General features: G+C 69.8%; 23 protein-coding genes and 1 tRNA gene. 4 read left to right on the top strand and 20 right to left on the bottom strand.

The window, feature by feature from the left end; all coding sequences use genetic code 11:
• Positions 1–42: 42 nt before the first annotated feature.
• The 15 genes from ACFYWY_RS20470 to pgsA all read right to left on the bottom strand — a co-directional run bounded on the left by ACFYWY_RS20470 (position 43) and on the right by pgsA (position 15,561).
• The gene (locus ACFYWY_RS20470) at positions 43–2,607 is read right to left on the bottom strand and encodes a RelA/SpoT family protein (protein WP_389188321.1); all 2,565 of its coding nucleotides are present in this window, start codon (positions 2,605–2,607) and stop codon (positions 43–45) included.
• 296 nt (positions 2,608–2,903) lie between these two features.
• A complete protein-coding gene (locus ACFYWY_RS20465) occupies positions 2,904–3,446 on the bottom strand; it encodes an adenine phosphoribosyltransferase (protein WP_389188319.1) in 543 nt (180 codons plus the stop codon).
• Complete coding sequence (gene secF / locus ACFYWY_RS20460) at positions 3,443–4,540, bottom strand: protein translocase subunit SecF (RefSeq protein WP_389188316.1); 1,098 nt, start codon at positions 4,538–4,540, stop codon at positions 3,443–3,445. Before secF ends, ACFYWY_RS20465 begins: the two co-directional genes overlap by 4 nt.
• A gap of 1 nt (position 4,541) precedes the next feature.
• The gene (gene secD / locus ACFYWY_RS20455; RefSeq protein WP_389188314.1) at positions 4,542–6,299 is read right to left on the bottom strand and encodes a protein translocase subunit SecD; all 1,758 of its coding nucleotides are present in this window, start codon (positions 6,297–6,299) and stop codon (positions 4,542–4,544) included.
• A 147-nt stretch (positions 6,300–6,446) separates the two neighbouring features.
• Entirely contained in the window at positions 6,447–6,962 is a 516-nt protein-coding gene (gene yajC / locus ACFYWY_RS20450; RefSeq protein ID WP_389188311.1) for a preprotein translocase subunit YajC, read from the bottom strand.
• Positions 6,963–7,128: 166 nt separating this feature from the next.
• Positions 7,129–8,208, bottom strand: a complete 1,080-nt coding sequence (gene ruvB / locus ACFYWY_RS20445; protein WP_389188308.1) for a Holliday junction branch migration DNA helicase RuvB — start codon at positions 8,206–8,208, stop codon at positions 7,129–7,131.
• Positions 8,209–8,290: 82 nt separating this feature from the next.
• Complete coding sequence (ruvA, locus tag ACFYWY_RS20440; protein WP_389188305.1) at positions 8,291–8,908, bottom strand: Holliday junction branch migration protein RuvA; 618 nt, start codon at positions 8,906–8,908, stop codon at positions 8,291–8,293.
• On the bottom strand, positions 8,905–9,435 hold the full coding sequence (gene ruvC / locus ACFYWY_RS20435) for a crossover junction endodeoxyribonuclease RuvC (RefSeq protein WP_389188303.1): 531 nt from the start codon (positions 9,433–9,435) through the stop codon (positions 8,905–8,907). Before ruvC ends, ruvA begins: the two co-directional genes overlap by 4 nt.
• A gap of 201 nt (positions 9,436–9,636) precedes the next feature.
• Positions 9,637–10,389, bottom strand: coding sequence for a YebC/PmpR family DNA-binding transcriptional regulator (locus ACFYWY_RS20430; protein ID WP_389188300.1), 753 nt, complete (start codon positions 10,387–10,389; stop codon positions 9,637–9,639).
• Positions 10,390–10,452: 63 nt separating this feature from the next.
• Positions 10,453–11,052: a pyridoxal 5'-phosphate synthase glutaminase subunit PdxT gene (gene pdxT, locus ACFYWY_RS20425; protein WP_389188297.1), complete on the bottom strand. Its 600-nt coding sequence runs from the start codon at positions 11,050–11,052 to the stop codon at positions 10,453–10,455.
• A complete protein-coding gene (gene pdxS / locus ACFYWY_RS20420; protein ID WP_389188294.1) occupies positions 11,052–11,966 on the bottom strand; it encodes a pyridoxal 5'-phosphate synthase lyase subunit PdxS in 915 nt (304 codons plus the stop codon). The genes pdxT and pdxS overlap by 1 nt, the downstream gene beginning before the upstream one ends.
• A 209-nt stretch (positions 11,967–12,175) precedes the next feature.
• On the bottom strand, positions 12,176–12,721 hold the full coding sequence (locus tag ACFYWY_RS20415; RefSeq protein ID WP_389188292.1) for a hypothetical protein: 546 nt from the start codon (positions 12,719–12,721) through the stop codon (positions 12,176–12,178).
• Between the two features lie 121 nt (positions 12,722–12,842).
• Complete coding sequence (locus ACFYWY_RS20410; RefSeq protein ID WP_389188289.1) at positions 12,843–14,003, bottom strand: glycosyltransferase family 4 protein; 1,161 nt, start codon at positions 14,001–14,003, stop codon at positions 12,843–12,845.
• Positions 14,000–14,896 carry a phosphatidylinositol mannoside acyltransferase gene (locus ACFYWY_RS20405; protein WP_389188275.1) on the bottom strand — a complete coding sequence of 299 codons (897 nt, stop codon included), beginning with the start codon at positions 14,894–14,896 and terminating at the stop codon, positions 14,000–14,002. Before ACFYWY_RS20405 ends, ACFYWY_RS20410 begins: the two co-directional genes overlap by 4 nt.
• On the bottom strand, positions 14,896–15,561 hold the full coding sequence (gene pgsA / locus ACFYWY_RS20400; protein ID WP_389188270.1) for a phosphatidylinositol phosphate synthase: 666 nt from the start codon (positions 15,559–15,561) through the stop codon (positions 14,896–14,898). The genes ACFYWY_RS20405 and pgsA overlap by 1 nt, the downstream gene beginning before the upstream one ends.
• A 264-nt stretch (positions 15,562–15,825) precedes the next feature.
• On the opposite strand from pgsA, the gene ACFYWY_RS20395 reads away from it, so the two are divergent.
• Positions 15,826–18,033 carry an elongation factor G-like protein EF-G2 gene (locus ACFYWY_RS20395; RefSeq protein ID WP_389188267.1) on the top strand — a complete coding sequence of 736 codons (2,208 nt, stop codon included), beginning with the start codon at positions 15,826–15,828 and terminating at the stop codon, positions 18,031–18,033.
• A 167-nt stretch (positions 18,034–18,200) separates the two neighbouring features.
• Positions 18,201–19,856 (top strand): hypothetical protein, encoded by a 1,656-nt coding sequence (locus tag ACFYWY_RS20390; RefSeq protein ID WP_389188264.1) that lies wholly within the window; start codon positions 18,201–18,203, stop codon positions 19,854–19,856.
• Between the two features lie 22 nt (positions 19,857–19,878).
• Here the strand turns inward: ACFYWY_RS20390 and ACFYWY_RS20385 are convergent, their stop codons facing one another.
• Positions 19,879–20,436, bottom strand: coding sequence for an HIT family protein (locus ACFYWY_RS20385; protein WP_389188261.1), 558 nt, complete (start codon positions 20,434–20,436; stop codon positions 19,879–19,881).
• Positions 20,437–20,502: 66 nt separating this feature from the next.
• Between ACFYWY_RS20385 and ACFYWY_RS20380 the strand changes: the two genes are divergently transcribed.
• Positions 20,503–21,168 (top strand): potassium channel family protein, encoded by a 666-nt coding sequence (locus ACFYWY_RS20380; RefSeq protein ID WP_389188258.1) that lies wholly within the window; start codon positions 20,503–20,505, stop codon positions 21,166–21,168.
• A gap of 102 nt (positions 21,169–21,270) precedes the next feature.
• Here ACFYWY_RS20380 and thrS read toward each other — a convergent pair whose 3' ends face one another.
• The 3 genes from thrS to ACFYWY_RS20365 form a co-directional block, all read right to left on the bottom strand.
• A complete protein-coding gene (thrS, locus tag ACFYWY_RS20375; protein ID WP_389188255.1) occupies positions 21,271–23,247 on the bottom strand; it encodes a threonine--tRNA ligase in 1,977 nt (658 codons plus the stop codon).
• A 285-nt stretch (positions 23,248–23,532) separates the two neighbouring features.
• On the bottom strand, positions 23,533–24,753 hold the full coding sequence (locus ACFYWY_RS20370; RefSeq protein ID WP_389188252.1) for a hypothetical protein: 1,221 nt from the start codon (positions 24,751–24,753) through the stop codon (positions 23,533–23,535).
• Positions 24,753–25,319: a DUF4365 domain-containing protein gene (locus ACFYWY_RS20365; RefSeq protein WP_389188249.1), complete on the bottom strand. Its 567-nt coding sequence runs from the start codon at positions 25,317–25,319 to the stop codon at positions 24,753–24,755. The genes ACFYWY_RS20370 and ACFYWY_RS20365 overlap by 1 nt, the downstream gene beginning before the upstream one ends.
• Positions 25,320–25,490: 171 nt before the next feature.
• On the opposite strand from ACFYWY_RS20365, the gene ACFYWY_RS20360 reads away from it, so the two are divergent.
• Complete coding sequence (locus tag ACFYWY_RS20360; RefSeq protein ID WP_381199337.1) at positions 25,491–26,216, top strand: 3'-5' exonuclease; 726 nt, start codon at positions 25,491–25,493, stop codon at positions 26,214–26,216.
• 61 nt (positions 26,217–26,277) lie between these two features.
• Here the strand turns inward: ACFYWY_RS20360 and ACFYWY_RS20355 are convergent.
• Positions 26,278–26,349 (bottom strand) — tRNA-Val (locus ACFYWY_RS20355).
• Between the last annotated feature and the right edge of the window lie 39 nt (positions 26,350–26,388).

Here is a 26,388-nt window from a genome sequence, read left to right as displayed (position 1 = left end):
GCCCAGGTACGTGAGTACCTGGGCCGCCTCTCGTATGCGCGGCTACGGGCGGCGCGCCGAGGTCACCCGGTACACGTCGTAGACGCCCTCCACGCCCCGTACCGCCTTCAGTACGTGCCCGAGGTGCTTCGGGTCGCCCATCTCGAAGGTGAAGCGCGAGGTGGCCACCCGGTCGCGGGAGGTCTGGACGGCCGCCGAGAGGATGTTGACGTGCTGGTCGGACAGCACGCGCGTGACGTCCGAGAGGAGCCTGGACCGGTCGAGCGCCTCGACCTGGATGGCGACCAGGAAGACCGAGGACTGGGTCGGAGCCCACTCGACGTCGAGGATGCGCTCCGGCTGCTGCGAGAGCGAGTCGACGTTCACACAGTCCGCGCGGTGAACCGATACGCCACTGCCGCGCGTGACAAAGCCGATGATGGGGTCGCCGGGGACGGGCGTACAACAGCGGGCGAGTTTGACCCAGACGTCCTCGACGCCCTTGACGACAACACCGGGGTCGGCGTTGGCACGCCGCTTGCGGCCGCGCGCGGGCGGTGCGCTCTCGGCGATGTCCTCATTGGCCGCCTCCTCGCCGCCGAGGGCCTGCACCAGCTTCTGGACGACGCCCTGCGCGGCCACATGGCCCTCGCCGATCGCCGCGTACAGGGACGAGATGTCGGGGTAGCGCATCTCGTGCGCGAGCGTGACCAGCGAATCGCCGGTGAGGATGCGCTGGATCGGCAGGTTCTGTTTGCGCATCGCCCGTGCGATGGCGTCCTTGCCGTGCTCGATCGCCTCGTCGCGGCGCTCCTTGGAGAACCAGGCGCGGATCTTGTTGCGTGCCCGGGGCGACTTGACGAAGCCCAGCCAGTCGCGGGAGGGGCCCGCGCCCTCCGCCTTGGAGGTGAAGACCTCCACCAGGTCGCCGTTGTCGAGGGTCGATTCGAGCGGTACGAGCCGCCCGTTGACCCGCGCCCCTATGGTCCGGTGGCCGACTTCCGTATGGACGGCGTACGCGAAGTCGACCGGCGTCGCGCCTGCCGGAAGCGCTATGACGTCGCCCTTCGGCGTGAAGACGAAGACTTCGTTGCGGGAGAGGTCGAAGCGCAGGGACTCCAGGAACTCGCTGGGGTCCTCGGTCTCCTTCTGCCAGTCCAGCAACTGGCGCAGCCACGCCATGTCATTGACGGCATCGTCCTTGCCGGCCCGCTTCGGCACGTCCGTACGCACCTTGGAGGCGCCGGCGGAGGGCTCCTGCTTGTACTTCCAGTGCGCGGCGATGCCGTACTCGGCGCGTCGGTGCATGTCGAAGGTGCGGATCTGCAGCTCGACGGGCTTGCCGTTGGGACCGATCACCGTGGTGTGCAGCGACTGGTACATGTTGAACTTGGGCATCGCGATGTAATCCTTGAACCGGCCCGGGACCGGGTTCCATCGCGCATGGACGGTGCCGAGCGCCGCGTAGCAGTCGCGGACGGTGTCGACGAGGACGCGGATACCCACCAGGTCGTAGATCTCCGCGAAGTCACGGCCGCGGACGATCATCTTCTGGTAGACGCTGTAGTAGTGCTTGGGCCGTCCGGTGACGGTGGCCTTGATACGGGCGGCGCGCAGATCGGACTGGACCTCGTCGGTCACTATGGCCAGATACTCGTCGCGCTTGGGCGCGCGCTCGGCGACGAGCCGCACGATCTCGTCGTACATCTTGGGGTAGAGGATCGCGAAGGCGAGGTCCTCCAGCTCCCACTTGATGGTGTTCATGCCCAGCCGGTGGGCCAGCGGCGCGTAGATCTCGAGGGTCTCGCGGGCCTTCTTCTCCTGCTTCTCCCGCTTGAGATAGCGCATGGTGCGCATGTTGTGCAGCCGGTCGGCGAGCTTGATGACCAGGACGCGCGGGTCCTTGGCCATGGCGACGACCATCTTGCGTACGGTCTCGGCCTGCGCGGCCTCGCCGAACTTGACCTTGTCCAGCTTGGTGACGCCGTCGACGAGGAGGGCGACCTGGTCGCCGAAATCGCGGCGCAGGGTGTCCAGGCCGTACTCGGTGTCCTCGACGGTGTCGTGCAGCAGCCCGGCCATCAGGGTCGCCGGGTCCATGCCGAGCTCGGCGAGGATGGTGGTGACGGCGAGCGGGTGCGTGATGTACGGGTCGCCGCTCTTGCGCTTCTGGCCGCGGTGCCAGCGCTCGGCCACCTGGTAGGCGCGCTCGATCTGGCGGAGCGTGGAGGTCTCGATCTTGGGGTCGTTGCTGCGCACTATCCGCAGCAGAGGCTCCAGGACGGGGTTGTACGGCGACGAGCGCTGGACGCCGAGGCGGGCGAGGCGGGCGCGCACACGGTTCGACGAGCCGCCGGTCCGGGGCACGACCGCGGGCGTGGGCCGGGGGGCGGGCGTCGGGGTGGGAGCGGGAGCAGAGGCGGGGGCCGCACCGTTCGCGCCTTCCCTGGAGGCACCTCCCAGCGGTAGCTGGGGGACTTCGGCAGGGGGGACGCCCGTCTCGCTCCGCTCGGGCGCTGCCGGCTTCGGGTTCCCGGCCGGCTTGCTCTCGGGCGTGACAGGGGCTGCCGCGGCCTTTTCGGCCTTCTGGTCGGGCTGCGCGGCGGCGGGGTGGGCCTTGTCTGGCAAGAGCACTCCTCGTGCGGTTCCGGGTCCCCGGTCAGGTCCGGAGAAGCCATGGTATCGACCTCGGCGTCCCGGTGCTCATGAGGCTGTGGCTCCGGACATGACAGATGGGACACACGAGCCTCTGCGAACGCCGTCCCCTCACTGCGCGCCGCCCTGTGATCGTGGCCGGGCCTTGCGCCGTGTGGTCGTGGAAGCCGTGTGGTCGTGGAAGGAGAGAACGAATGGGCGCCCCGGGAAGATTCCCGGGGCGCCCATCGGTACAACGACACGTGGCGTCCAAGCGGCGACGCGTGGCGTCAGAGCGTGATCAGAGCCTCCAGCGGGGCCCCGCGCAGCGCCGGCTCCAGACGCGCCCGGCCGCCGAGGAAGCCGAGCTCCATCAGGACCGATACGCCCGCGACATCGGCTCCGGCGCGCCGGATGAGATCCAGCGAAGCCTCGGCGGTGCCTCCCGTGGCAAGCACATCGTCGATGACCATGACGCGGTCGCCCGCCCGCAGGTCCTCGGCGTGCACCTCGATCTCGGCTCGGCCGTACTCCAGCTCGTACGCCTGCGAGAGCGTCGCTCCGGGGAGCTTGCCCGCCTTGCGTACGGGAATGAAGCCGAGCCCGGCGCGGACGGCGACCGGCGCGCCCAGGATGAAACCGCGCGCCTCCAGGCCGACGATCTTCGTGGCCTCGTGGCGCGCGCACAGCACGGCGAGCACGTCGGTGAGAGCCCCGAAGGCCTCCGGGTCCGCGAGCAGGGGCGTGATGTCCTTGAACATCACCCCCGGCTTCGGATAGTCCGCGACGTCCCGGATGCGGCTGAGCAGCAGCTCCTGTATGCCGACCGTCATCGGCGCCTGCCCGAGGGACGGCCGCGGCCGCGGCCGCGCGGGCCCACGACGGCGCCGGCCGTCGCGGCGTCGTCCGGCGCCGCGTCCTGCCGCTCATCGGAGTCGTCGGCCGACTCGCCCTTCGCGGCGGCCGCCGCGCGCTTGGCGAGCACCCGCTTCTTCAGGGCCTTCATCTGCGGCTCGCGTTCCTTGAGGTCGGCGACGAGCGGCGTGGCGATGAAGATCGAGGAGTACGCACCGGCCGCCAGGCCGACGAAGAGCGACAGCGAGATGTCGTTGAGCATGCCCGCGCCGAGCACACCGCCACCGATGAACAGCAGGCCCGCCACCGGCAGCAGCGCGACGACCGTGGTGTTGATGGAACGCACCAGGGTGCTGTTGATGCTGCGGTTGGCGACGTCGCTGTAGGTCCAGCGGGTCTGCTTGGTGATGTCCTTCGAGCCCTCCTTGAGGGAGTCGAAGACGACGACCGTGTCGTAGAGCGAGTAACCGAGGATTGTGAGCAGACCGATCACGGTGCCCGGCGTGACCTCGAAACCGACCAGCGCGTACACACCGACGGTGATCGTGATGTCGTGGATCAGGGCGATCAGGGCCGCGACCGCCATGCGCCACTCGAACGCGATCGCGAGATAGATCACGACGAGGATCATGAAGATCCCGAGGCCGGTCCATGCCTTGTTGGCGATCTGCTCGCCCCAGCTGGGTCCGACGAGCTCGGCGTTGATCTTCTCCGAGTCGACCTTGAGGCTCTCGGAGAGCTCGGTCTTGACCCTGTCGGCCTGCTGGGTGTCGAGCTCGCTGACCTGGATGCGCAGTCCGCCGTTGCCGAGCTTCTGGACGATCGCGGGGTGACCGGAGGCCTCCTCCGCGGCGTTCTGTGCCTGGGAGACCGAGGCGCTCGTCTTGGGGGTGTTGAAGACGGCGCCGCCCTTGAACTCGATGCCCATGTTCAGGCCTTGCACCGCCAGGCCGAGGATGGCGGTGATGGTGATCAGGATCGAGAGGCCGTACCAGATCTTCCGCTTGCCGATGAAGTCATAGCCGACCTCACCGCGGTAGAGCCGGGCGCCGAGATTGCCGAGTCGGGACATCTCACGCCTCCTTCGGGTCGGTGGGGGCGGAGGCGCGGCGGGAGCGGCGCAGCGGGGGCTTGGCGCCGAGCCGCTTCGGGTCCAGTCCGGACCACGGGTGGCCGTTCGCGAAGAACCTCTTGCGGGCGAGGAGCGTCATCACCGGCTTGGTGAAGAAGAACACCACGACGACGTCGAGCACGGTGGTCAGGCCCAGCGTGAACGCGAAGCCCTGGACCTTGCCGACGGTGACGACGAACAGCACCGCGGCGGCGAGGAACGACACGAAGTCGGAGACCAGGATGGTGCGCCGGGCGCGCGGCCAGGCACGCTCGACGGCGGGCCGCAGCGTACGGCCCTCGCGGATCTCGTCCCGGATGCGTTCGAAGTACACGATGAACGAGTCGGCTGTGATGCCGATCGCGACGATCGCTCCGCAGACCGCCGGCAGGTTCAGCGCGAAGCCGATGGCCGGGCCGAGCAGCGCCATGATCGTGTACGTCAGGATCGCGGAGACCATGAGGCTGAGAATCGCGATCAGAGCCAGGCCGCGGTAGTACGCCACCAGGTAGATGATGACCAGCGCGAGGCCGATCGCACCGGCGATCAGACCCGCCTTGAGCTGCTCGCCGCCGAGCGCGGCGGTGACGGTGGTGACGCTCTGCTCCTCGAAGGAGAGCGGGAGCGCGCCGTACGACAGGATGTTGCCCAGGTCCTGCGCGGACTCCTGGGTGAAGTTTCCGGAGATCTCGGCGTTGGCGCTCAGCGCCGTGCGCACCGAGGGCGCTGAGACCACTTCGCCGTCGAGGACGATGGCGAACTGGTTCATCGGCGCCTGCTGCTGGGAGAGCCTGCCGGTGATCTTCTGGAACTTCTTGGCACCGCTGTTGGTGAAGTCCATCGTGACGATCCACATGCCACGCTGCTGGTCCAGCTGGCCCTTGGCGTCGTCGACGTCCTTGCCGTCGACCTCGGCCGGACCGAGGAGGTACTTCTCCCACTGGCCGTCCGAGTTCTGGCCGCAGCCGACGGTCGGCTCGCCGGGCTTGACGTTCTCACCGATCTTGACGCGGGCCTGCTTGTTCGTGCAGTCGAGGGCCAGGAACGCCTTCTGCAGCTTGTCGGTGGCCGCCGTGTCGCCGGTGGGGGGCGGCTTCGGCGTGTCGGAGGACTTCGGCTTGCCCGTCCCGGAGGGGGTCGGCGTGGGTGTCGGCGCCTTCAGGGCGTCGGTCACCGCGCGGCCCTGCGCCGTCGCAGTCGGCGAAGGGGTGCCGGACGGCGGGTTGGCCGTCTGTTTGCCGTCCTTGGCCTTGTCCTTGGCCTTGTCCGATGCCGAGGGGCTCGGGGAGGGCTGCGGAGAGGTGGGGCCGCCGGGGGCGACGGTCAGCACGGGCCGGAAGAAGAGCTGGGCGGTGGTGCCGACCTGCTCACGGGCCTGCTTGGAATTCGTCCCCTTGGGGATGTTGACGATGATGTTGCGCTCGCCCTGAGTCTGGACCTCGGCCTCGGAGACGCCCAGACCATTGACACGGCGCTCGATGATGCCGACCGCGGTGTTCATGTTGGTCTCGTTGATGGCGTTCTCTTGGCCGGGCTGGTTCTTCGCCTCGAGCGTGATGGTCGTACCGCCCGCCAGGTCGATGCCCAGACGCGGCTTGAGCTGACCCGCCCAGAACATCCCGCCAGTGAGCGCGACCATGGCGATCAGAATCAGTACCAGGGCGCGCCCCGGCCTGCTCTGAGCCCCCGCGGGCCTTCGGCCCCTATTCGGTGCTGCCACCTTCTCGTTTCTCCCTGTCCAACCGCCCCGCGCCGGGTGTGCGCCGAAGCGGCCACGAAGTGTTGTGGGGACCTGCCCCCGCAGAAATCAACACGACCGAGGGACCGCCGGGGCGCCGGTGGGCGCCCTTGCGGTCCCTTCGCATGGCTACTTCGCGTCGGTCTCGCCGTCGGCCTTGCCGTCCTTGGGCACGACGTCGTCCTTCGGCTCGGCGACGTCCTTCGGCTCGGCTTCGTCCTTCGGCTCGGCGACGTCGGCCGCGGGAGCCTCGGGCTTCTTGCCGAGGTCGATCTTGGCGTCGTCCGAGGAGCCGGCGCCGGCGGCCTCGGTCAGCGAGGAAGCGTCGTCCGGCACGACGGGGCCGTCGACCTTGAGGTGACCGTCGCCGTGCACGATGCGGTTGTACTCCTCGTCGTCGAGGACCGCGCCGATGGAGTTCTTGGCGTAGACGGCGTGGACGCCGGGGGCCACCTCAAGGAGGACGGTGTCGTCGTGAAGCTCCTTGACGGTGGCGTACATCCCCCCGATCGTCCGGACGCCGGTGCCGGGCTGCATCTGGTCACGCATGTGGGCGGCCGCCTGCTGCTTCTTCTTGGCCGACCTGGTCATCAGGAACATGGCCCCGATGAGCACAATGAAGGGGAGGAGGGTCACGAGACTCACGGGACGGAACTTCCTTCGCACGACCGCACTGACGAGGCGGCCTTATCTACGGGGGTGGGTACGCCGACCTGTAAGGGCGGCATCGGCGGAGTCTAAGCGAGTCCGCATCATTGGAACAACGCCCAGCATCCCACCGTGGTTCCTGGCCCGGCGAGACTCCGCGCCGTCACGTCCCGAACAGCCCCTGTTGTCCGCCTGCGCCGGGGGCATGCTGCGGTGGTACGAGACCGAGGTGGGCCCAGGCGGCAGGGGTGGCGACCCGCCCACGCGGGGTCCTGGCCAGCAGTCCCTCCCGTACCAGGAAGGGCTCGGCCACCTCCTCGACCGTCTCGCGCTCCTCCCCGACGGCCACCGCGAGCGTGGACAGCCCCACCGGGCCGCCGCCGAAAAGACCCAGCAGCGCCTGGAGCACGGCACGGTCGAGGCGGTCGAGCCCACGGGCGTCGACCTCGTACACCTTCAGGGCGGCGGCGGCCACCTCGCGGGTGATCCGGCCGTCCAGCTTGACCTGGGCGTAGTCGCGGACGCGGCGCAGCAGACGGTTGGCGATACGGGGCGTGCCGCGGGAGCGGCCGGCGATCTCGGCGGCGCCGTCGGCCTCTATGTCGACGTCGAGGAGCTGGGCGGAGCGGTGGATGACGCGCTCCAGCTCGGCGGGGTCGTAGAACTCCATGTGCGCGGTGAAGCCGAAGCGGTCGCGCAGCGGGGACGGCAGCAGCCCGGCCCTGGTGGTGGCGCCGACCAGGGTGAACGGCGGGAGTTCGAGCGGGATGGCGGTGGCCCCCGGGCCCTTGCCGACGATCACGTCGACCCGGAAGTCCTCCATGGCCATGTAGAGCATCTCCTCGGCGGGCCGGGACATCCGGTGGATCTCGTCGAGAAAGAGCACCTCGCCCTCCTGGAGGGAGGAGAGGATCGCGGCCAGGTCGCCGGCGTGCTGGATGGCGGGGCCGGAGGTGATGCGGATCGGGGCGTTCATCTCCGCCGCGATGATCAGGGAGAGGGTCGTCTTGCCGAGGCCGGGGGCGCCGGAGAGCAGGACGTGGTCGGCGGTGGCGCCGCGGGCGAGTGCCGCTTTCAGGACGAGGTCCAGCTGCTCGCGGACGCGCTCCTGGCCGACGAACTCGTCCAGCGACTTCGGCCGCAGCGCCGCCTCGACTGCCTGGTCCTCGCCGTCGGCTGACCCACCGACGAGCCGGTCGGCGGCGATGTCGTCGGTCGGCGGTGCGGTGTCGTCCCAGTTCACAGTCGATTGCCTCGCGAGTTCGGCGGTCAGAGGGGTCAGCGGGAGTCGGAGGGGGCAGAGGGGGCAGCGTGGTCGAGCAGGGTCAGCGGGTGCGGTTCAGGGTCTGCAGGGCGGCCTTGAGGAGCTGGCCCACATGCGGTGTGCTCTCGGCGGCCTCGGCCTGCGGCGCGACCGCGGCGACCGCCTCGTCGGCCTCACGGGTGGCGTAGCCGAGGCCGATCAGCGCGGCGTGCAGCTGGTCGCGCCAGGAGGCGGAGACGGCGGAGCCGATGCCCTGCCTGCCGATGTGCGCGCCGACCGGTTCGCCGAGCCGGTCCTTCAGTTCGAGCAGCAGCTTCTGGGCGCCCTTCTTGCCGATGCCCGGCACGGCGGTCAGTGCCTTCTCGTCGCCCGTCGCCACGGCGACGCGCAGGGCGTCCGGGGTGTGCACGGCGATCATCGCCTGAGCCAGCCGGGGCCCCACGCCGCTCGCGGTCTGCAGGAGCTCGAAGACCTGACGCTCGTCGTCGTCCGCGAAGCCATAGAGCGTGAGCGAGTCCTCCCGTACGACCAGGGAGGTGGCGAGCTTGGCCTCCTTGCCGATGCGGAGTTCGGAGAGGGTGTTCGGCGTGCACTGGACGGCCATGCCGACTCCGCCGACCTCGATGACCGCGGTGGTGGGGGCGAGGGCGGCGACCGGGCCGCTCACAAAGGCGATCATGAGGTACGGCCTTTCGATGCGTGCAGTGCGACGGCTTGCTGGAGGCGGTTTTGCGCGGGAGCGCGCCAGATGTGACAGATGGCGAGGGCGAGGGCGTCCGCCGCGTCGGCCGGCCTGGGCGGGGCGTCGAGCCGCAGCAGCCGGGTCACCATCGCCCCGACCTGTGCCTTGTCGGCCCGGCCGCTGCCGGTGACGGCGGCCTTGACCTCGCTGGGGGTGTGCAGGGCGACGGGGATGCCTCGGCGGGAGGCGCAGAGCATGGCGACCGCGCTGGCCTGGGCGGTGCCCATGACCGTACGCACATTGTGCTGGCTGAACACCCGCTCCACCGCGACGAATTCGGGCCGGTGCTCGTCGAGCCACTGCTCCATGCCCTGCTCGATGGCTACCAGTCTGGCGCCGAGCTCCGCGTCGGCCGGCGTGCGCACGACTCCTACGCCGAGCATCGTCAGGGGCCGGCCGGCGACGCCTTCGACCACGCCGACGCCGCACCGGGTCAGTCCTGGGTCCACGCCCAGTACCCGCATCGTGCGCCCCCTCCCCCTTTTTGGCTGAACCTCCCCCTGGCCCTAGCGGGTTGGGAGGTGCCCCCAGCCGCTCTCGCGGAGGTGGCTGCTCGCCATCGTGGATTCTCAATTGATGGTTTCGGCCCTCAGGCTAACCGGGGCCTCTGACAACGACGGCGGGCCGACGGGGTGTGTCCCGTCGGCCCGCCGCTTGACTGCCTGTCAGGCGTCGACCTTCTCCATGACCTCGTCCGAGACATCGAAGTTGGCGAAGACGTTCTGCACGTCGTCGCTGTCCTCCAGCGCGTCGATCAGCTTGAAGATCTTGCGCGCGCCCTCTTCGTCCAGCTCGACCTGCATGGTCGGAAGGAAGTTGGCCTCGGCCGAGTCGTAGTCGATGCCCGCCTCCTGGAGCGCGGTGCGGACCGCGACCATGTCGGTGGCCTCACTGACGACCTCGTACGACTCACCCAGGTCGTTGACCTCTTCGGCACCCGCGTCAAGGACGGCGCCGAGGACGTCGTCCTCGGTCAGCTCGCCCTTGGGGACGATCACGACGCCCTTGCGGTTGAAGAGGTACGAGACGGAGCCCGGGTCGGCCATCGAGCCGCCGTTGCGGGTCATCGCGACACGTACGTCGGAGGCCGCGCGGTTGCGGTTGTCGGTGAGGCACTCGATGAGCACCGCGACGCCGTTCGGGCCGTAACCCTCGTACATGATCGTCTGGTAGTCGACGCCGCCCGCCTCGAGACCGGCGCCGCGCTTGACCGCGGAGTCGATGTTCTTGTTGGGGACAGAACTCTTCTTCGCCTTCTGGATGGCGTCGACGAGAGTCGGGTTGCCCTCGGGGTCGGCTCCGCCGGTGCGTGCCGCGACCTCGACGTTCTTGATCAGCTTCGCGAAGAGCTTGCCGCGCTTGGCATCGATCACGGCCTTCTTGTGCTTCGTCGTAGCCCATTTAGAGTGGCCGGACATCTGCCTGTCTCCTTCGCGTAACCCACTGCTGCTGCGTTCGGCAGAGATCCTACCGGGATCACCTCACCGGGCCGCGCGCACCATGTCCACGAAGAGGCCGTGCACCCGGTGGTCGCCGGTGAGTTCCGGGTGGAAGGAGGTCGCCAGAGCATTGCCCTGGCGTACGGCGACGATGTGGCCGTCGTGCTCGGCAAGCACCTCGACCTCGGCGCCCACCGACTCCACCCAGGGGGCCCGGATGAAGACGCCGTCGACGGGCCCATCGGTCACGCCGGCGACCTCGACGGCCGCCTCGAAGGACTCGTTCTGCCTGCCGAAGGCATTGCGGCGGACGATCATGTCGATGCCGCCGAGCGTCTCCTGGCCGGAGCGCGGGTCGAGGATCTTGTCGGCGAGCATGATCAGGCCGGCGCAGGTTCCGTAGACGGGCAGGCCCGCCGCGATCCGCTCGCGCAGCGGCTCCATCATGCCGAACAGCACCGCGAGCTTGGACATAGTGGTGGACTCGCCGCCGGGGATGACGAGGCCGTCGACCTCGGCGAGCTCCTCGGGGCGCCGGACCGGCCTGGCCACGGCGTCGGCCGCGGCCAGGGCGATCAGGTGCTCCCGTACATCGCCCTGCAGGGCGAGAACCCCGATGACAGGGGTGCCGGGAGTGGTCATTACCAGCCCCGGTTCGCGTAGCGCTCGGCCTCGGGGAGGGTGTCGCAGTTGATACCGACCATGGCCTCGCCGAGGTTGCGGGAAGCCTCCGCGATGATCTTGGGGTCGTCGTAGAAGGTGGTGGCCTTCACGATGGCCGCGGCGCGCTTGGCCGGGTCGCCCGACTTGAAGATGCCGGAGCCGACGAAGACGCCCTCGGCACCGAGCTGGCGCATCAGCGCCGCGTCGGCCGGAGTGGCCACACCACCGGCGGAGAACAGCACGACCGGCAGCTTGCCGAGCTCGGCGACCTCCCTGACGATCTCGTACGGGGCGCGCAGCTCCTTGGCGGCGGCGTACAGCTCGTTGTTGTCGAAGCCACGCAGCTTGGCGATCTCGTTCTTGATCTGGCGCAGGTGACGGACGGCCTCGACGACGTTGCCGGTGCCGGCCTCGCCCTTGGAGCGGATCATGGCCGCGCCCTCGGCGATACGGCGCAGCGCCTCACCGAGGTTGGTGGCACCGCACACGAAAGGAGTCGTGAAAGCCCACTTGTCACTGTGGTTGACCTCGTCGGCCGGGGTCAACACCTCGGACTCGTCGATGTAGTCGACACCCAGCGACTGAAGGACCTGGGCCTCGACGAAGTGGCCGATACGGGACTTGGCCATGACCGGGATGGAGACGGCGTCGATGATCTCTTCGATCATGTTCGGGTCGGACATCCGGGCCACGCCGCCGTCCTTGCGGATGTCGGCGGGGACCCGCTCCAGGGCCATGACGGCCACAGCGCCCGCATCCTCGGCGATCTTCGCCTGCTCGGCGTTGACCACATCCATGATCACACCGCCCTTGAGCTGCTCGGCCATGCCACGCTTGACGCGCGCGGTGCCGGTCTCGGGGGCCTGCGGGGTGGTGGGGAGCGTGCTGGACACGGGTGGACCTCACTCGATGACGACAGTGTGATGTTTACCGATGGAACAACCGGTGACCAGTCCACTGCAAGGGCCAATGAACAGCCGGTGGATCGTTTTGAACGCTCAGGCGCCGAGGGAACGCTCGGCCGCCGAGGGTCAGGTGCGGGCGGTCGGGTGCCGACGGTCGGGGTGCGGGCGGTCGGTGCCTGCGGTCAGGCGCCGACGGGTCAGGTGCCGGGGCGGTCGGCGAGGGCGGTCGGCGGCTCGTCGTCCATCTCGAAGGCCAGCGGGAAGGGCGCGTGCCCGGCCAGCCGGAACCAGCGGACCTTGCGGTGGCGGCGCAGGGCGCGGGCCGCGCGCACCGAGTCGTTGTGGAACCGGCGCGCCATCGGGACCCGGCGCACCGCCTGCGCGAGCTCGCCCGCGGCCTCCTCGCCACCCGGCACCTCGCGTACGGCCTCGACCTGCGCCACCTCCCCGAACACGGCCCGCAGTGCCGCGCTGAGCTCGCTCTCGGCGACCTCGCGCTGTTCCTCCTCCGCCTGGCGGGCGGCGTGCGCGGCCTCGTACAGCACGATCGACGCGGCCGGATCGAGCACGCCGGAGGTGGCGAGTTCCTGGGTGACCGATGCGCGGCGCAGAAGTTGAGCGTCGAGCGCGGCGCGGGCGGCGTCGATACGGGAGTGCAGCCGGTCGAGCCGGCCGGCGGTCCAGCTCAGATACAGGCCGATCGCGACGAGGGCGACGGCGATCCAGATGAGGGTTTCGGTCACGGGCGGCAAGGCTACCGGGGGCGGGGCGGCGTCCGGCGGGGGCCTGGCCTGCGGCGCCCGTTCCCCACCCCGCCCTCCCCCTACGCCCTGGGGGTGCGCGCCCCGGCCGCGGGGCGCGCGCTCAGTCGCGTGCCAGGCCGAACCTTGAGCGGAACCCCGGTCTCTCGTCCGCCGCCACCGCCGCCGCGCCGTGCGTCACCGTCTCGTACACCCCCAGGATGTCCGCCCCCACCGTCGACCAGTCGAAGCGCCGCACATGCGCGCTCCCCCGCGCCCGTAGCTCCGCCCGCCTGTCCGGGTCCCCCAGCAGCCGTACCGCCGCCGTCGCCAGCGCGTCCGCGTCCTCGTTCGCGAACAGCTCGCCCGCCGCGCCCTGGTCCAGGACCTGCGCGAACGCGTCCAGGTCGGAGGCGAGCACCGCCGCCCCCGCCGACATCGCCTCGACCAGGATGATGCCGAAGCTCTCACCGCCGGTGTTGGGCGCGACGTACACATCGACGCTGCGCAGCAGCCGCGCCTTGTCCTCGTCGCTGACCATGCCGAGGAACTCGACCCGCGAGCGCACCTCCTTCGGCAGTGAGGCGACCGCCTCCTCCTCGTCGCCGCGCCCCGCGACCAGCAGCCGCACGTCCGGGCAAGCCTCGACGATCTTCGGGAAGGCGGCCATCAGCACCGGCAGACCCTTGCGTGGCTCGTCGATGCGCCCTATGAAGCCGACCGTGTTGCCCTGCCACTCCGCCTTCGGCTCGGCCTTGTCGAAGAAACCGACGTCGACGCCGTTCGGGATGACGACCGCGTCGCCGCCCAGGTGCTCGACGAGCGTCCGGCGGGCGTATTCGCTGACCGCGATCCGGGCGCTGATCTTCTCCAGCGCGGGCTGCAGGATCGGATACGCGGCGATCATCGCGCGCGAGCGCGGGTTCGACGTGTGGAACGTCGCGACGATCGGCCCCTGCGCCGCCCAGCAGCTCAGCAGCCCCAGCGACGGCGAGGCCGGCTCATGGATGTGGATCACGTCGAACGTGCCGTCGTGCAGCCAGCGTCGCACCCGCGCGGCCGACAGGAAGCCGAAGTTGAGCCGGGCGACCGAGCCGTTGTACGGGACCGGAACCGCCCGGCCCGCCGAGACGACGTACGGCGGCAGCGGCGTCTCGTCGTCCGCCGGCGCAAGGACCGACACCTCGTGGCCGAGCCTGATCAAATGCTCCGCAAGGTCTCTGATGTGGAATTGGACGCCGCCCGGTACATCCCAGGAGTACGGGCAGACGATGCCGATCTTCACAGCGGCCGCTCCTCGAGGTCGCCGACCCACAGCCGCTGCAGCATGTGCCAGTCCTCCGGATGCTCGCTGATTCCCGTGGCGAAGGCATCGGCCACCGCCTGTGTCATGGAGGACGTCTTCTCGGCCCGGGTACCTGTCTCTGGCACCTCGACCGGTGGGTGTATCCGGCCGCGCATGACCGGAGCTTCGTCGTACCACAGCGTCACCGGCATCAGCAGCGCACCGGTCTGCTGGGCCAGCAGCGCCGGTCCGGCCGGCATCCGTGCCGTCTCACCGAAGTACTTCACCTCGACGCCGGAGGCCGACAGATCACGGTCGGCGACCAGGCAGACCAGCCCGCCGGAGCGCAGCCGCCGCGCCAGCGTGCCGAAGGCAGAGCCGCCGCTGTGGGGCAGCACCTCCATGCCGAGGCTCTCGCGGTAGGCCACGAACCGGTCGTAGAGCGTTTCGGGCTTGAGGCGTTCGGCGACGGTGGTGAAGGGGATGCCCAGGACCCGGGTGGCCCACACGCCCGCGAGGTCCCAGTTCGCCAGGTGCGGCAGGGCGACGACCACGCCGCGCCCCGACGCGAGCCCGTCCTTCAGGTGGTGGACGTCCTTGATCTGCACGCTGCTCTCGACGTGCTCGGCGCTCCATGTGGGCAACCGGAAGGATTCCATCCAGTACCGCATGTACGAGCGCATGCCGGCCTTCGACAGCTCGGCGAGACGCTCCGGGCCCGCGTCGGGCACCACCCGGGCGAGGTTGGACTCCAGCCGCAGCACGCTCTTGCCGCGCCGCTTCCACGCGATGTCCGCGATGGACCGGCCGAGCGCGGCGGCGGCCGGCTCCGGCAGCTTCTTGACCGTGCTCCAGCCGAGCCCGTACAGCCCGTCGGTCAGCCGGTCCCGCATCACGTCGCCTCAGCCTCGTTCCCCTGGCCCGCGGCGGCGTCGGCCTCCGCGGCCTCCCTTCGTACCGTCACGACCCGCTGTCCAAGTGTCACCAGACTGCCGACGGCGACGATCCACAGCGCGATCGGCAGCAGTACGTCGACCCCGGGCACCCCGAAGTCGTGCAGTCCCGCGAGTCCGGCGGCGACCAGGGAGATCACCAGTCGCTCGGCCCGCTCGACGAGGCCGTTCACCGCGACCGGCAGGCCAATCGATTCGCCACGTGCCTTGGTGTACGAGACGACCTGGCCGCTGGCCAGACAGAAAATGGAGACCGCGCACAGCACGTTGTCGTTTCCGGTGCCCGCGTACCAGAGCGCGAAACCGGCGAAGATCGCACTGTCGGCGACCCGGTCGAGGGTCGAGTCCAGGAATGCGCCCCAGCGGCTCGAAATCCCCGCCTGCCGCGCCATATTGCCGTCGACGAGGTCCGAGAAAACGAACAGCGTGATGACGATCGTGCCCCAGAAGAACTCTCCCCGGGGGAAGAAGGCCAGCGCACCCGCCATCACTCCGGCCGTGCCCATCAGGGTGACCGCGTCGGGACTCACCCCGCGTCGGAGCAGAAATGCGGCGAGCGGTGTGAGGACACGCGTGAAGAATGCACGCGCGTACTTGTTCAGCATGGCCTTCCAGAGGGTCGGTGGGCCGCATGGCCCCAACGGCCACCGGCTGGCCCATCGTAGCCAGGACCGACGGGCTCCAGCGCCGCGCACCCGCCTCCCGCCGTCGCGTACGACGTATGGACGCACCGTGACGGGAGTGGAAAGCTCGAAAGACGACCGCGGGCATCGCCGGAGCTGCCCCCGGACGCCGTCCGGGACCTCCCTCATGGCTCTCCGCGCCCGCGGCCCCTCTCCTCACCGGGCAATCGATCGGGAGGCAAGATCATGGGCGACAAGGCGAACGCACACCCCGGAGCCGCCGGCAGGGCAGCTACGGCCGACCAGCCCGCATCCGTACGGAACGTGGTGCTGGTCGGCCACAGCGGATCGGGAAAGACCACGTTGATCGAGGCCCTCGCGCTGACCGCGGGAGCGGTCAACCGGGCGGGCCGGGTCGAGGACGGCGGTACGGTCTCCGACTACGACGAGATCGAGCACCGGCAGCAACGTTCCGTACAGCTGTCGCTGGTCCCCGTCGAATGGGGCGGGTACAAAATCAATCTGCTGGACACTCCCGGATACGCCGACTTCGTCGGGGAGCTGAGGGCCGGTCTGCGAGCCGCGGACGCGGCCCTTTTCGTTGTGTCGGCGGCGCAGGAGGCCGATGCGGTCGCGGGCGCCACCCGCATGGTGTGGGAGGAGTGCGCGGCGGTCGGAATGCCGCGCGCGATCGTCGTCACGCATCTGGAGACCGCGCGCACCGATTTCGCGGAGCTGACCCGGGTCTGCGGAGGCATTTTCGGCGGTGACGACCCCGATGCCGTGCTGCCGCTGTATCTGCCGCAGTACGGGGCGCAGAATCCTGACGGCCATGCGCCGGTCACCGGTCTGGTCGGACTGCTCTCGCAGAAGATCTTCGACTACTCCTCCGGCGAGCGGAAGGAGATCCCGCCGGATCCCGAGCAGACGGCGCTGATCGAGGAGGCCCGCAGCCGGCTGATCGAGGGGATCATCTCCGAGAGCGAGGACGAGACGCTCATGGACCGCTATCTCAGCGGCGCGGAGATCGACCTCACGACGCTGATCGAGGACCTGGAGAAGGCCGTCGCGCGCGGCATCTTCCATCCGGTGCTGGCGGCCGCCCCCGCGCCAGAGGGCGCCAGGCAGGGGCTCGGCACGGTAGAACTCCTGGAGCTGATCACCGGCGGCTTCCCGACCCCGCTGGAGCCGCAGGCGCCTGCCGTCACCACCCCGCAGGGCGCGGCGCGCCCGCAGATCACCTGCGACCCGGAGGGGCCGCTGGTGGCAGAGGTGGTCAAGACCGCGTCCGACCCGTATGTCGGCCGGCTCTCTCTCGTCCGGGTCTTCTCGGGCACCCTGCGACCCGACGAGACGGTGCATGTGTCGGGGCACGGTCTCGCCGACCGCGGCCACGAGGACCATGACGTCGACGAGCGGATCGGTGCGCTCTCCGCGCCCTTCGGCAAGCAGCAGCGGCCGCTGGGGCAGGCCATCGCCGGAGACCTCGCCTGTGTCGCGAAACTGGCCCGCGCCGAGACCGGGGACACGCTCTCCGCGAAGGACGACCCGCTGCTGATGGAACCCTGGACGATGCCCGACCCGCTGCTGCCGCTCGCGATCCAGGCGCACAGCAAGGCGGACGAGGACAAGCTCTCCCAGGGGCTTTCGCGGCTGGTCGCCGAGGATCCGACGATGCGGCTCGAGCAGAACCAGGCCACGCACCAGGTGGTGCTGTGGTGCCTGGGCGAGGCGCACGCCGACGTCGCGCTGGAGCGGCTGCGCAGCCGGTACGGCGTCCAGGTCGACGTCGTGCCGTACAAGGTGTCGCTGCGGGAGACCTTCGGCGAGCCGTCGGCGGGCCGCGGCCGGCATGTGAAGCAGTCCGGCGGCCACGGCCAGTACGCGATCTGCGAGATCGAGGTGGATCCGCTGCCCGCGGGGTCCGGCATCGAGTTCGTCGACAAGGTCGTGGGCGGTGCGGTGCCGCGGCAGTTCATCCCGTCGGTGGAGAAGGGCGTACGCGCCCAGGCGGCACGCGGGGTCGCGGCCGGGTACCCCCTCGTCGACGTACGGATCACGCTGCTGGACGGCAAGGCGCACTCGGTGGACTCCTCCGACGCGGCATTCCAGACGGCGGGCGCGCTGGCGCTGCGCGAGGCGGCCGCGGACGCGCGTATCCATCTGCTTGAGCCGGTGGCCGAGGTGCAGGTGCTGGTGTCGGACGAGTATGTGGGCCCGGTGATGAGCGATCTGTCGGGGCGTCGCGGCCGGGTGGTCGGCACCGAGCAGGCAGGCGGGGCGCGCACACTCGTACGGGCCGAGGTGCCGGAGCTCGAGATCGGGCGGTACGCGGTCGATCTGCGGTCGATCTCGCACGGGACCGGGCAGTTCAGCCGTTCGTACGCCCGTCATGAGGCGATGCCGCCACAAGTGGCAGAGAAGCTACGCGAACAGGCCGAGAATGGCTCATAGTTGAGGGTGCCGCCCGCCCGACCGCCCTACGGCGGGCGGCATTTCAGCGTCCACTGACGCAGGCGGCCCGCCCCCGATACGCTGGGGTGCCCCAGCTCAGAAGGTGTGCGGGGCAGGGTAGTTGGGAACAGGCCGCAGTGCGGACGCTTGCGGCGATGGGGGCGGTAGTGGCGAACGACGTATTCGATTTCACTCCGGGGGCTCAGGTCCCGCTCCTGGGCTCGTCCGGACAGACGGCGGCGACGCATGCGCTCGCCTCCGCCGCGTACCGCGACAGCCCCCTCGACGAGATCCTCAAGGCCAACAGCGAGTGGCACAAGTCCGATGTGAAGAAGGGCAAGTTCACGCTCTTCGAGCCGAATCTGGGCGAGGCCTTCTCGCGGGCCGTGCAGGTGCGGATGCTCGGCGGAGCACGCAAGGCGCTGATCCAGTCCTTCGGCACCGAGCCGCAGTCGGTGGTCGAGCACTGCCTGGCCGCCACCCGTATCCGCAAGGAGCGCGACACCAGGCTCACCGCCGTGATGGCGGTGTTCGGGCTGCTGTTCCTGCCTGGTCTGCTGCTCTGGCTGGCCGTCTTCCAGCTGCGCCGGACGATAGCGGGTGCGCAGAACAAGGGAGCCGGGGCGCTCGGCACGCTGCTGTTGGTCGGCATCGGCGGCCTCGCCGTGATCCTCCTGGTCAGGCTGCCGCTGGACGGATTGTGGGCGTACTACATACGCGGCATGGTCGTCGCCCCGGTCGTCGGCTGGGTGCTGGCCAAGCGGATCTGCGAGTCCACGGCGAAGGACATGCGCGCCAGCTGGGATTCCCTGCTCTCGGGCGGCGGCATCGGCGCCAAGGTGCCAGAGGCGGTGCCGGGTCACCCCAACGAGACCGCGCGCGAGCAGCTGCGCCAGGGACTCCAGAAGCTCACCGCCGAGCAGCAGTCCAACTCGGTCTTCTACGCGGGCCCCAAGGGGATACTCGGCATGGGCACCCGCTGGGGCAGCTGGCAGATGGCCGAGGAACTGGTCTCCAAGGAGCCGGGCAGGGACATCAACCAGTTCCGCAGCTGGGACGTGATACGGGCGGTCCACGACAAGCTGAAGATGCTGGAGCGCGGCCCGCTGAACTCCGGCGGCTTCCCCACCCCGTCCGTCAAGCACTGGATCGTGGCTCCGGTCGGCGAGAACGCCGGGGAGGTGGCCCGGCCGGACGGCCAGGACGTGGAAGCCTTCCAGATCAAGGGCCACGAGATACAGCGGATCTGCAACCACCAGCAGTTCGGCGGCGGCAACCGCCACTATCTGGGCGTCCAGTTCACGCTCTGGGACGGCCAGTTGGTGATCACCATGATGATCACCGTCACCGTGCTGCACGAGACGCTGCGCATCGAGGTGACCGGGCACGCCCTCGGCCCGGTGCACTCCCTGTTCACCACCAAGCCCGCGCCCAAGACCGTGACGGTGAGCAAGACGATCCGCTTCTGGGAGACCGTCGACCGGCAGTTGCCGCTGGTGGAGACACCCGAGGTGGTGCGTCTCGCGGTGCGCGCGCCCTTCACCTGGTACCCGCCGCTGCTGGACTTCCTCGGCGGCAAGCTGGTCCTGCCCGAGCCCTTCGGACTGCGCCACGCCTGGGCTGAGAAGCCCTGGCGGCACCGGTTCATGGCGGACGACGCGATGCGCGCGGCAACGCCGGTGCTGCGCGTGACGCACGCCGCGGCGATGAAGGTGCTCGAGGACAACGGCGTGGACACCGAGCGCTTCGGGAACCGCTCCATGGTCGTCAGCAGCTTCGTACAGGACCCGATGCCGCGCCAGGCCGACGTCTACGACGCGTGAGCGAGACGCCTGGCCCGTCGCCTCAGGCGGGCCAGGCCTCCGCCAGCATCTTGCGCGTGTCGGCCAGGAGCTGGGGCAGCACCTTGGTGTGTCCTACGACCGGCATGAAGTTGGTGTCCCCGCCCCACCTCGGCACGACGTGCTGGTGCAGATGCGCGGCGATGCCGGCCCCGGCGACCGCGCCCTGGTTCATGCCGATGTTGAAGCCGTGCGCCCCGGCGGCCTTCCGCAGCGCGGTCATCGCGTGCTTGGTGAAGGTCGCGAGCTCGGCGGTCTCCGCGTCGTCCAACTCGGTGAAGTCGGCCACATGCCTGAAGGGCACCACCATCAGATGCCCGCCGTTGTACGGGTAGAGATTGAGCACCGCGTAGACGCGCGAGCCGCGGGCGATGACGAGCCCGTCCTCGTCCGACTTGGCGGGGATGGAGCAGAAGGGACAGCCGTCGTCGGCCCCCGGTCCGGTCGGCTTGTTCTCCCCCTGGATGTAAGCCATGCGGTGGGGCGTCCACAGGCGCTGGAACGCGTCCTGCGTCCCCACTCCGATCTGCTGCTCCGGCTCAAGCGTCATGTTGTGCAGCATATGACTTCGCCCGTACGCGGCGTGTCGTCGGGGTGAGCCCGGCCGCGGGGCGGCGATGCTGGGCCGATGGACGTCGACGAAGCCACCGGCCGGCAGCGGCGCTGGGAACAGCGCATCGAGGTGCCCCTCTTCGTGGCCTCGCTGCTCTTCCTCGGCGGATACGCGGTACTCGTGCTGGCGTACGACGCCGACCCGGTGCTGTGGAACCTCGCGCTCGCCCTGACGCTGACGATGTGGCTGATGTTCGCGCTCGACTACGCGGTGCGGCTGAAGCTGAGCGGAGAGGGACCGCGCTTCGTGCGCACCCACTGGCTGGACACCGTGGTGCTCGTGCTGCCGCTGCTGCGTCTGCTGCGCGTGGTGCGGGTCTACACGGCGGTGCAGCGGCGGCGCGGCGAGCCGCGACTGAGCCTGCACGCGCGGGTGATCGCCTACGCCAGCCTGTCGGCGGTACTGCTCGGCTTCTCGAGCGCGCTCGCCGTCTACCAGCAGGAGCGCTCCGCCCCGGGCTCGACGATCCGTACCTTCGGTGACTCACTGTGGTGGGCCTGTTCGACGCTGACCACGGTGGGTTACGGGGATGTGGCGCCGGTGACCACCCGCGGCCGGGTGATCGCGGTGGTGCTCATGGCCTGTGGGCTGGCGCTGCTTGGCGCGGTGACGGGGTCGTTCTCGTCCTGGCTGCTGCAGACCTTCGCGCGGGAGGACGAGAAGAGGTCCCCGGGGAACTGATGCCCCCGGGGACCGATCCCCGCGTGCGCGGGGAGCAAAGATTCGCTGGCGCGTCGCCCCACGGAATGCCGGGGTCATCGCCCCGCATACGCGGGGCGCACGTCACACCTGGACCCGGCGCTCCACCACATCGACGAGCTTCGCCAGGGCGACGTCGCGGGGAATCCCGTTCTCCTGCGAACCGTCGCGGTAGCGGAACGACACCGTGCCCGCGTTCATGTCGTCGTCGCCGACGATGATCATGAACGGGACCTTCATCTTCTGCTGGTTCCTGATCTTCTTCTGCATCCGGTCCGATGAGGCGTCGACCTCGACCCGCAGGCCCTTCTTCTTCGCCTCGGCGGCGAACTCCTGCAGATACGGGACATGGGCGTCGCCGACCGGAATGCCGACCGCCTGCACCGGCGAGAGCCAGGCCGGGAACGCACCCGCGTAGTGCTCGAGCAGCACCGCGAAGAACCGCTCGATCGAGCCGAACAGCGCGCGGTGGATCATGACCGGGCGCTGCTTGGCGCCGTCCGGACCGGTGTACTCCAGGTTGAAGCGCTCGGGCAGGTTGAAGTCCAGCTGGACGGTGGACATCTGCCAGGTGCGGCCGATGGCGTCCTTCGCCTGGACGGAGATCTTCGGCCCGTAGAACGCCGCGCCGCCCGGGTCCGGGACCAGCGGCAGACCCTGCTTCTCGGCCACCTTGCGCAGGGTCTCGGTGGCCTCCTCCCAGACCTCGTCCGAACCGACGAACTTCTCCGGGTCCTTGGTGGACAGCTCCAGATAGAAGTCGGTGAGGCCGTAGTCGCGCAGCAGGTTCAGCACGAACGTGAGCGTCGAGTCGAGCTCGTCCGCCATCTGCTCCTTGGTGCAGTAGATGTGCGCGTCGTCCTGGGTGAAGCCGCGGGCCCGGGTCAGGCCGTGCACGACGCCCGACTTCTCGTACCGGTACACGGTCCCGAACTCGAAGAGACGCAGCGGCAGTTCACGGTAGGACCGGCCGCGCGCGTCGAAGATCAGGTTGTGCATCGGGCAGTTCATGGGCTTGAGGTAGTAGTCCGTGCCCTCGTCGAGCTGCATGGGCGGGTACATGCCCTCGGAGTACCAGTCGAGGTGGCCGGAGGTCTCGAAGAGCTTCCCCTTGGTGGCGTGCGGGGTGTAGACGAACTCGTACCCCTCTTCCTCGTGCCGCTTGCGGGAGTAGTCCTCCATGACGCGGCGGACGACGCCGCCCTTGGGGTGGAAGACGGCGAGGCCGGAGCCGATCTGCTCCGGGATGGAGAAGAGGTCCAGCTCGTTGCCGAGCTTGCGGTGATCGCGCTTCTCGGCCTCTGCGAGGAATTCGAGGTGCGCCTTGAGCTCTTCCTTGGAGGGCCAGGCGGTGCCGTAGATGCGCTGCAGCATGGGGTTCTTCTCGCTGCCGCGCCAGTACGCGGCGGCGTTGCGCATCAGCTTGAACGCCGGGATGTTGCGGGTGGTGGGCAGGTGCGGACCGCGGCAGAGGTCCTTCCAGCACAGGTCGCCGGTCTTGGGGTCAAGGTTGTCGTAGATGGTCAGCTCGCCCGCGCCGACCTCGACGTCCGCGCCGTCGTCGGACGACGCGGAGCCCTTGATCCCGATCAGCTCCAGCTTGTACGGCTCGTCCGCCAGCTCCTCGCGAGCGGCCTCGTCGGTGACGACGCGCCGCGAGAAGCGCTGGCCGCGCTTCTGGATCTCCTGCATCTTCTTCTCGATGGCCTTGAGGTCATCGGGGTGGAAGGGCCGCTCGACATCGAAGTCGTAGTAGAAGCCGTCCTTGACCGGCGGGCCGATGCCGAGCTTGGCCTCGGGGAAGAGCTCCTGCACGGCCTGCGCCATGACGTGCGCGGCGGAGTGGCGCAGGATGTTCAGCCCGTCCTCGGAGGAGATCTCGACGGGCTCGACCTCCTCGCCGTCCTTGATCTCGTACGCGAGGTCCTTCAGCTCACCGGCGACACGGGCGGCGATGACGGTGCGCTGGCCGGCGAAGAGCTCGGCTGCCGTAGTGCCCGTCGTCACCACGCGCTCTTCCCGCTCGGAATCGCGTTGGATGATCACACGGACGTCTGACACCGGTCTCTCCTGACTGAAGGGGTGCGCCGCATTCGTACTGCGCGCGCTACGAATCGTACCGAGCGGCTGGGGTACGCCGCGAAACGGTTTGTTCTTGACCCGGGGCTCCGCCCCGAACCCCGCGCCTCAATCGCCGGCGAGGCTGAAGGATTAAGCCCGTCCGGCGATTGAGGACACGCCCGAAGGGCGTACCGGGGGTCTGGGGGCTTGCCCCCAGTTACGGGAAAGGGCGGGTAGGGGAACGCCGCCGCAGGCAACCCGCACCACACACCCCCCGCTCCAACCTCACTCCCCCTGACACGCCTCCTCAAAGAAGTCCAAATTCTCCTGCAGCGACTTCATCAGCCGGTCCCGCTCCGCCTCATCCACCTGCACCGGCACCACATTCGACGCGTCCGTCAGCCTGCGGAAGCCGCCGCGGCTCTCCAGCCTGCCCACCACCCGGATCGGCAGTCCGACCAGGTGCGCATGGCCCGCCGTGCGGTACGAGTCCTCGTCCAGCGCCACCCGTACGTGCGGCACCTCCGCCCCCGCCAGCACCCGCAGCCGGACCGTCCCCGCCCCGCGCGGGCCCGAGCGGCGCATCCGGACCACCGTGCCCGTGATCCGGACCGGCACCGAGGGCTCGTCCGTCAGATAACGCGCCCCCGCCTCGCGCAGCGCGGGCAGGTCACCGGGCGAGAACTCCACCGGTTCGTTCCGCGGCGCGCACCCCTCCGGCACGCCCGCCGCGGGCGACCACTCCAGCGCGATCCGCGCCCCCTCCGCCCCGCGCACCAGCGCGATGACCGCCTCCGTGAGCTCACGGCTCACGCCCGCCTCGACGGCCGCGTCGAAGGCCTCCATCCCACCGGTCGCCCGCTGGTAGTCGGCAGCCTCCCGGGTCGCCTGCAGCGCGTGGTAGAGCCGGACCACGACCGCGCGGCCGCTCTCCACCGGCACGAACGCGGTCAGGCTGCGCCCGCCGGGAGCGGGTCCCACCAGGACTCCTTCCAGCGAGGCCTGTGCTTGGCGCCGGTGCCGCGCGCCGTAGTAGCCCGCCCGCCCGCGCGCCGCGAGCGCCCCGGCCATCAGCATCTGCCGGGCGGCCGCCCGCAGTTGCTCCTGCACGGTCCACGAAACCGCACCAGAAGGCCCCTGCGGCACATCGCGCCACCACCGGATCTCGTCGCTCGGCACGGTCAGCCCGACCAGCACTTCGCGGGCCGACGGCGCGGCGCTGCGGGCGAGCGCCGTCAGCGCCTCGCCCAGCAGATCCTCGCAGTCGGGAAAGGACCGGCTCTCGGGGACGAGCAGACTCGTCCCGCCCGCCGCATGCCCCGGCGGCGTCCAGCGCGCATAGCGCCCCGTCGTTCCCCCGCGCCGCCGCCACCCGTGCCGGTCGAGCAGCGCGCCCAGGACGACGGGATCGACCTGGGCGGGGTCCAGCTCGCCGCCTCCGTACCAGGGTCCTGGCACATCACCGGTCGGATGTGGTCGTACTGGCTCGTCGAAAGGCCGGTGCATCAGGGTCTCCCTCCCACCCCGACCCGGGTCATGATCTCGCAGAGCGCCCGGTCGTCGAAGATCCGCGAGGTCGGGATCCGCACATTGGTCCTGCGCCTGCCCGTCACCGGGTGGCCGGCCAGGTTGGTCCAGTAGCAGCAGTGCCGCAGATCGAGCCGGTCGTGACTGGCCCGCAGCCACTCGTCCTGTGTCCGGGGGACGAGCATCACGACCAGGATCTTGTGCACGGAGACCGGGGTACGGGCCAGCTTCACCAGGTGGTCGTTGTCGAGCGTGAAGGAGAAGGCCGGACCCGGTGGGTGCGGGGGGATCTGGTACGTGCACTTGAGCTGCACCTTGATGGTCACCTCGTCGTCGACGGCGTGACCGGCCGAGCTGTGACTGACATGCCAGTCGATGCCGTTGTCCGGAAACGGCTGCGACAACGAACAGCCGGCCGCGGCGGCGACCGCATGCAGATAGCCCACCTGGAGTGTCTCCATGCAGGCGGTGGTGGCGAGTGCGCCGCGCAGCGGTGCTGTCCGCTGCGGCAGCAGTCCTCCCGATTCGGGCTGCGCGAGCGCCATGGCTCTTCGTGCCTTCCGGGCTGTACCGATCAGTGTCCCCACGACGGGGCGTCAACTTCCCGGCACCCCATCTGTGTTGTCACCGCCCTGCGTACAGCGCAAACAGCCCGGGTATCACCGATTCGGCAGGGGGACAACGCCATCTGCCAGGCACGTGCGAGGAGTTCGGGGATGACGCGCTGGTATGACGGCCCCCTGGCCGCATTTGACACAGAGACAACAGGAGTCGACGTCGAGGAGGACCGGATCGTCTCGGCGGCCGTCGTCGTCCAGGACATGACGGGCGGCCGGCCACGCGTCACCCGCTGGCTGGTCAATCCGGGGGTGCCCGTGCCGCCGGGCGCCACCGAAGTGCACGGGCTGACCGACGAACATCTGCAGCGCAACGGCCGCTGGCCGGCGCCGGTGATGGAGGAGATAGCGAGGGCGCTGGCCGAGCAGTGCGGCGCAGCCCGCCCGCTCGTCGTGATGAACGCGCCCTTCGACCTGACCATCCTCGACCGCGAACTGCGCCGCCACCGCGCCGCGTCGCTCGGCCGCTATCTGGAGAACGTCCCGCTGTGCGTGCTGGACCCGAGGGTCCTGGACAAGCATCTGGACCGGTACCGCAAGGGCCGCCGCACGCTCACCGATCTGTGCGCGCAGTACGAGGTCGTACTGGACGGGGCGCATGACGCGGCCGCGGACGCGACGGCGGCACTGGAGGTCACCCGGGCGGTGGGGCGCCGTTTCGCCTCCCGGATGGAGCGTCTGTCGCCGGCGGAGCTGCACACCCTGCAGGCCGTGTGGCACGCGGCTCAGGCGCGCGGCCTTCAGGCGTGGTTCGCCCGCAGCGGCACTCCGGAGGCGGTGGACCCCGCGTGGCCGCTGCGGCCCGAACTGCCCGCGGCCGCCTGACGCGTGCACGTCGCAGCAAGCAAGAAGGCCGGTCCGTCGATGACGGACCGGCCTCTCCCGGTGGGCGATACTGGGTTCGAACCAGTGACCTCTTCGGTGTGAACGAAGCGCTCTCCCACTGAGCTAATCGCCCGGGAACGCACTGAACCATACAGGTCCCCGCAGGTTTCCT

This window comes from Streptomyces sp. NPDC002870 (genome assembly GCF_042888505.1).
In the GTDB taxonomy this organism is placed as follows: Bacteria; Actinomycetota; Actinomycetes; order Streptomycetales; family Streptomycetaceae; genus Streptomyces.
The sequence above is the reverse complement of the archived record's forward strand: the minus strand, read 5'-3'. Positions and strand labels throughout refer to the sequence as shown.

Bases quoted from the DNA above. Each gene is read 5' to 3' on its own strand.
- ACFYWY_RS20465 (WP_389188319.1), bottom strand. From the start codon at position 3,446: ATGACGGTCGGCATACAGGAGCTGCTGCTCAGCCGCATCCGGGACGTC.
- secF (WP_389188316.1), bottom strand. From the start codon at position 4,540: ATGTCCCGACTCGGCAATCTCGGCGCCCGGCTCTACCGCGGTGAGGTC.
- ruvA (WP_389188305.1), bottom strand. From the start codon at position 8,908: ATGATCGCCTTTGTGAGCGGCCCGGTCGCCGCCCTCGCCCCCACCACC.
- ruvC (WP_389188303.1), bottom strand. From the start codon at position 9,435: ATGCGGGTACTGGGCGTGGACCCAGGACTGACCCGGTGCGGCGTCGGC.
- ACFYWY_RS20430 (WP_389188300.1), bottom strand. From the start codon at position 10,389: ATGTCCGGCCACTCTAAATGGGCTACGACGAAGCACAAGAAGGCCGTG.
- pdxT (WP_389188297.1), bottom strand. From the start codon at position 11,052: ATGACCACTCCCGGCACCCCTGTCATCGGGGTTCTCGCCCTGCAGGGC.
- ACFYWY_RS20405 (WP_389188275.1), bottom strand. From the start codon at position 14,896: ATGCGGGACCGGCTGACCGACGGGCTGTACGGGCTCGGCTGGAGCACG.
- pgsA (WP_389188270.1), bottom strand. From the start codon at position 15,561: ATGCTGAACAAGTACGCGCGTGCATTCTTCACGCGTGTCCTCACACCG.
- ACFYWY_RS20395 (WP_389188267.1), top strand. From the start codon at position 15,826: ATGGGCGACAAGGCGAACGCACACCCCGGAGCCGCCGGCAGGGCAGCT.
- ACFYWY_RS20385 (WP_389188261.1), bottom strand. From the start codon at position 20,436: ATGCTGCACAACATGACGCTTGAGCCGGAGCAGCAGATCGGAGTGGGG.
- ACFYWY_RS20380 (WP_389188258.1), top strand. From the start codon at position 20,503: ATGGACGTCGACGAAGCCACCGGCCGGCAGCGGCGCTGGGAACAGCGC.
- ACFYWY_RS20370 (WP_389188252.1), bottom strand. From the start codon at position 24,753: ATGCACCGGCCTTTCGACGAGCCAGTACGACCACATCCGACCGGTGAT.
- ACFYWY_RS20365 (WP_389188249.1), bottom strand. From the start codon at position 25,319: ATGGCGCTCGCGCAGCCCGAATCGGGAGGACTGCTGCCGCAGCGGACA.
- ACFYWY_RS20360 (WP_381199337.1), top strand. From the start codon at position 25,491: ATGACGCGCTGGTATGACGGCCCCCTGGCCGCATTTGACACAGAGACA.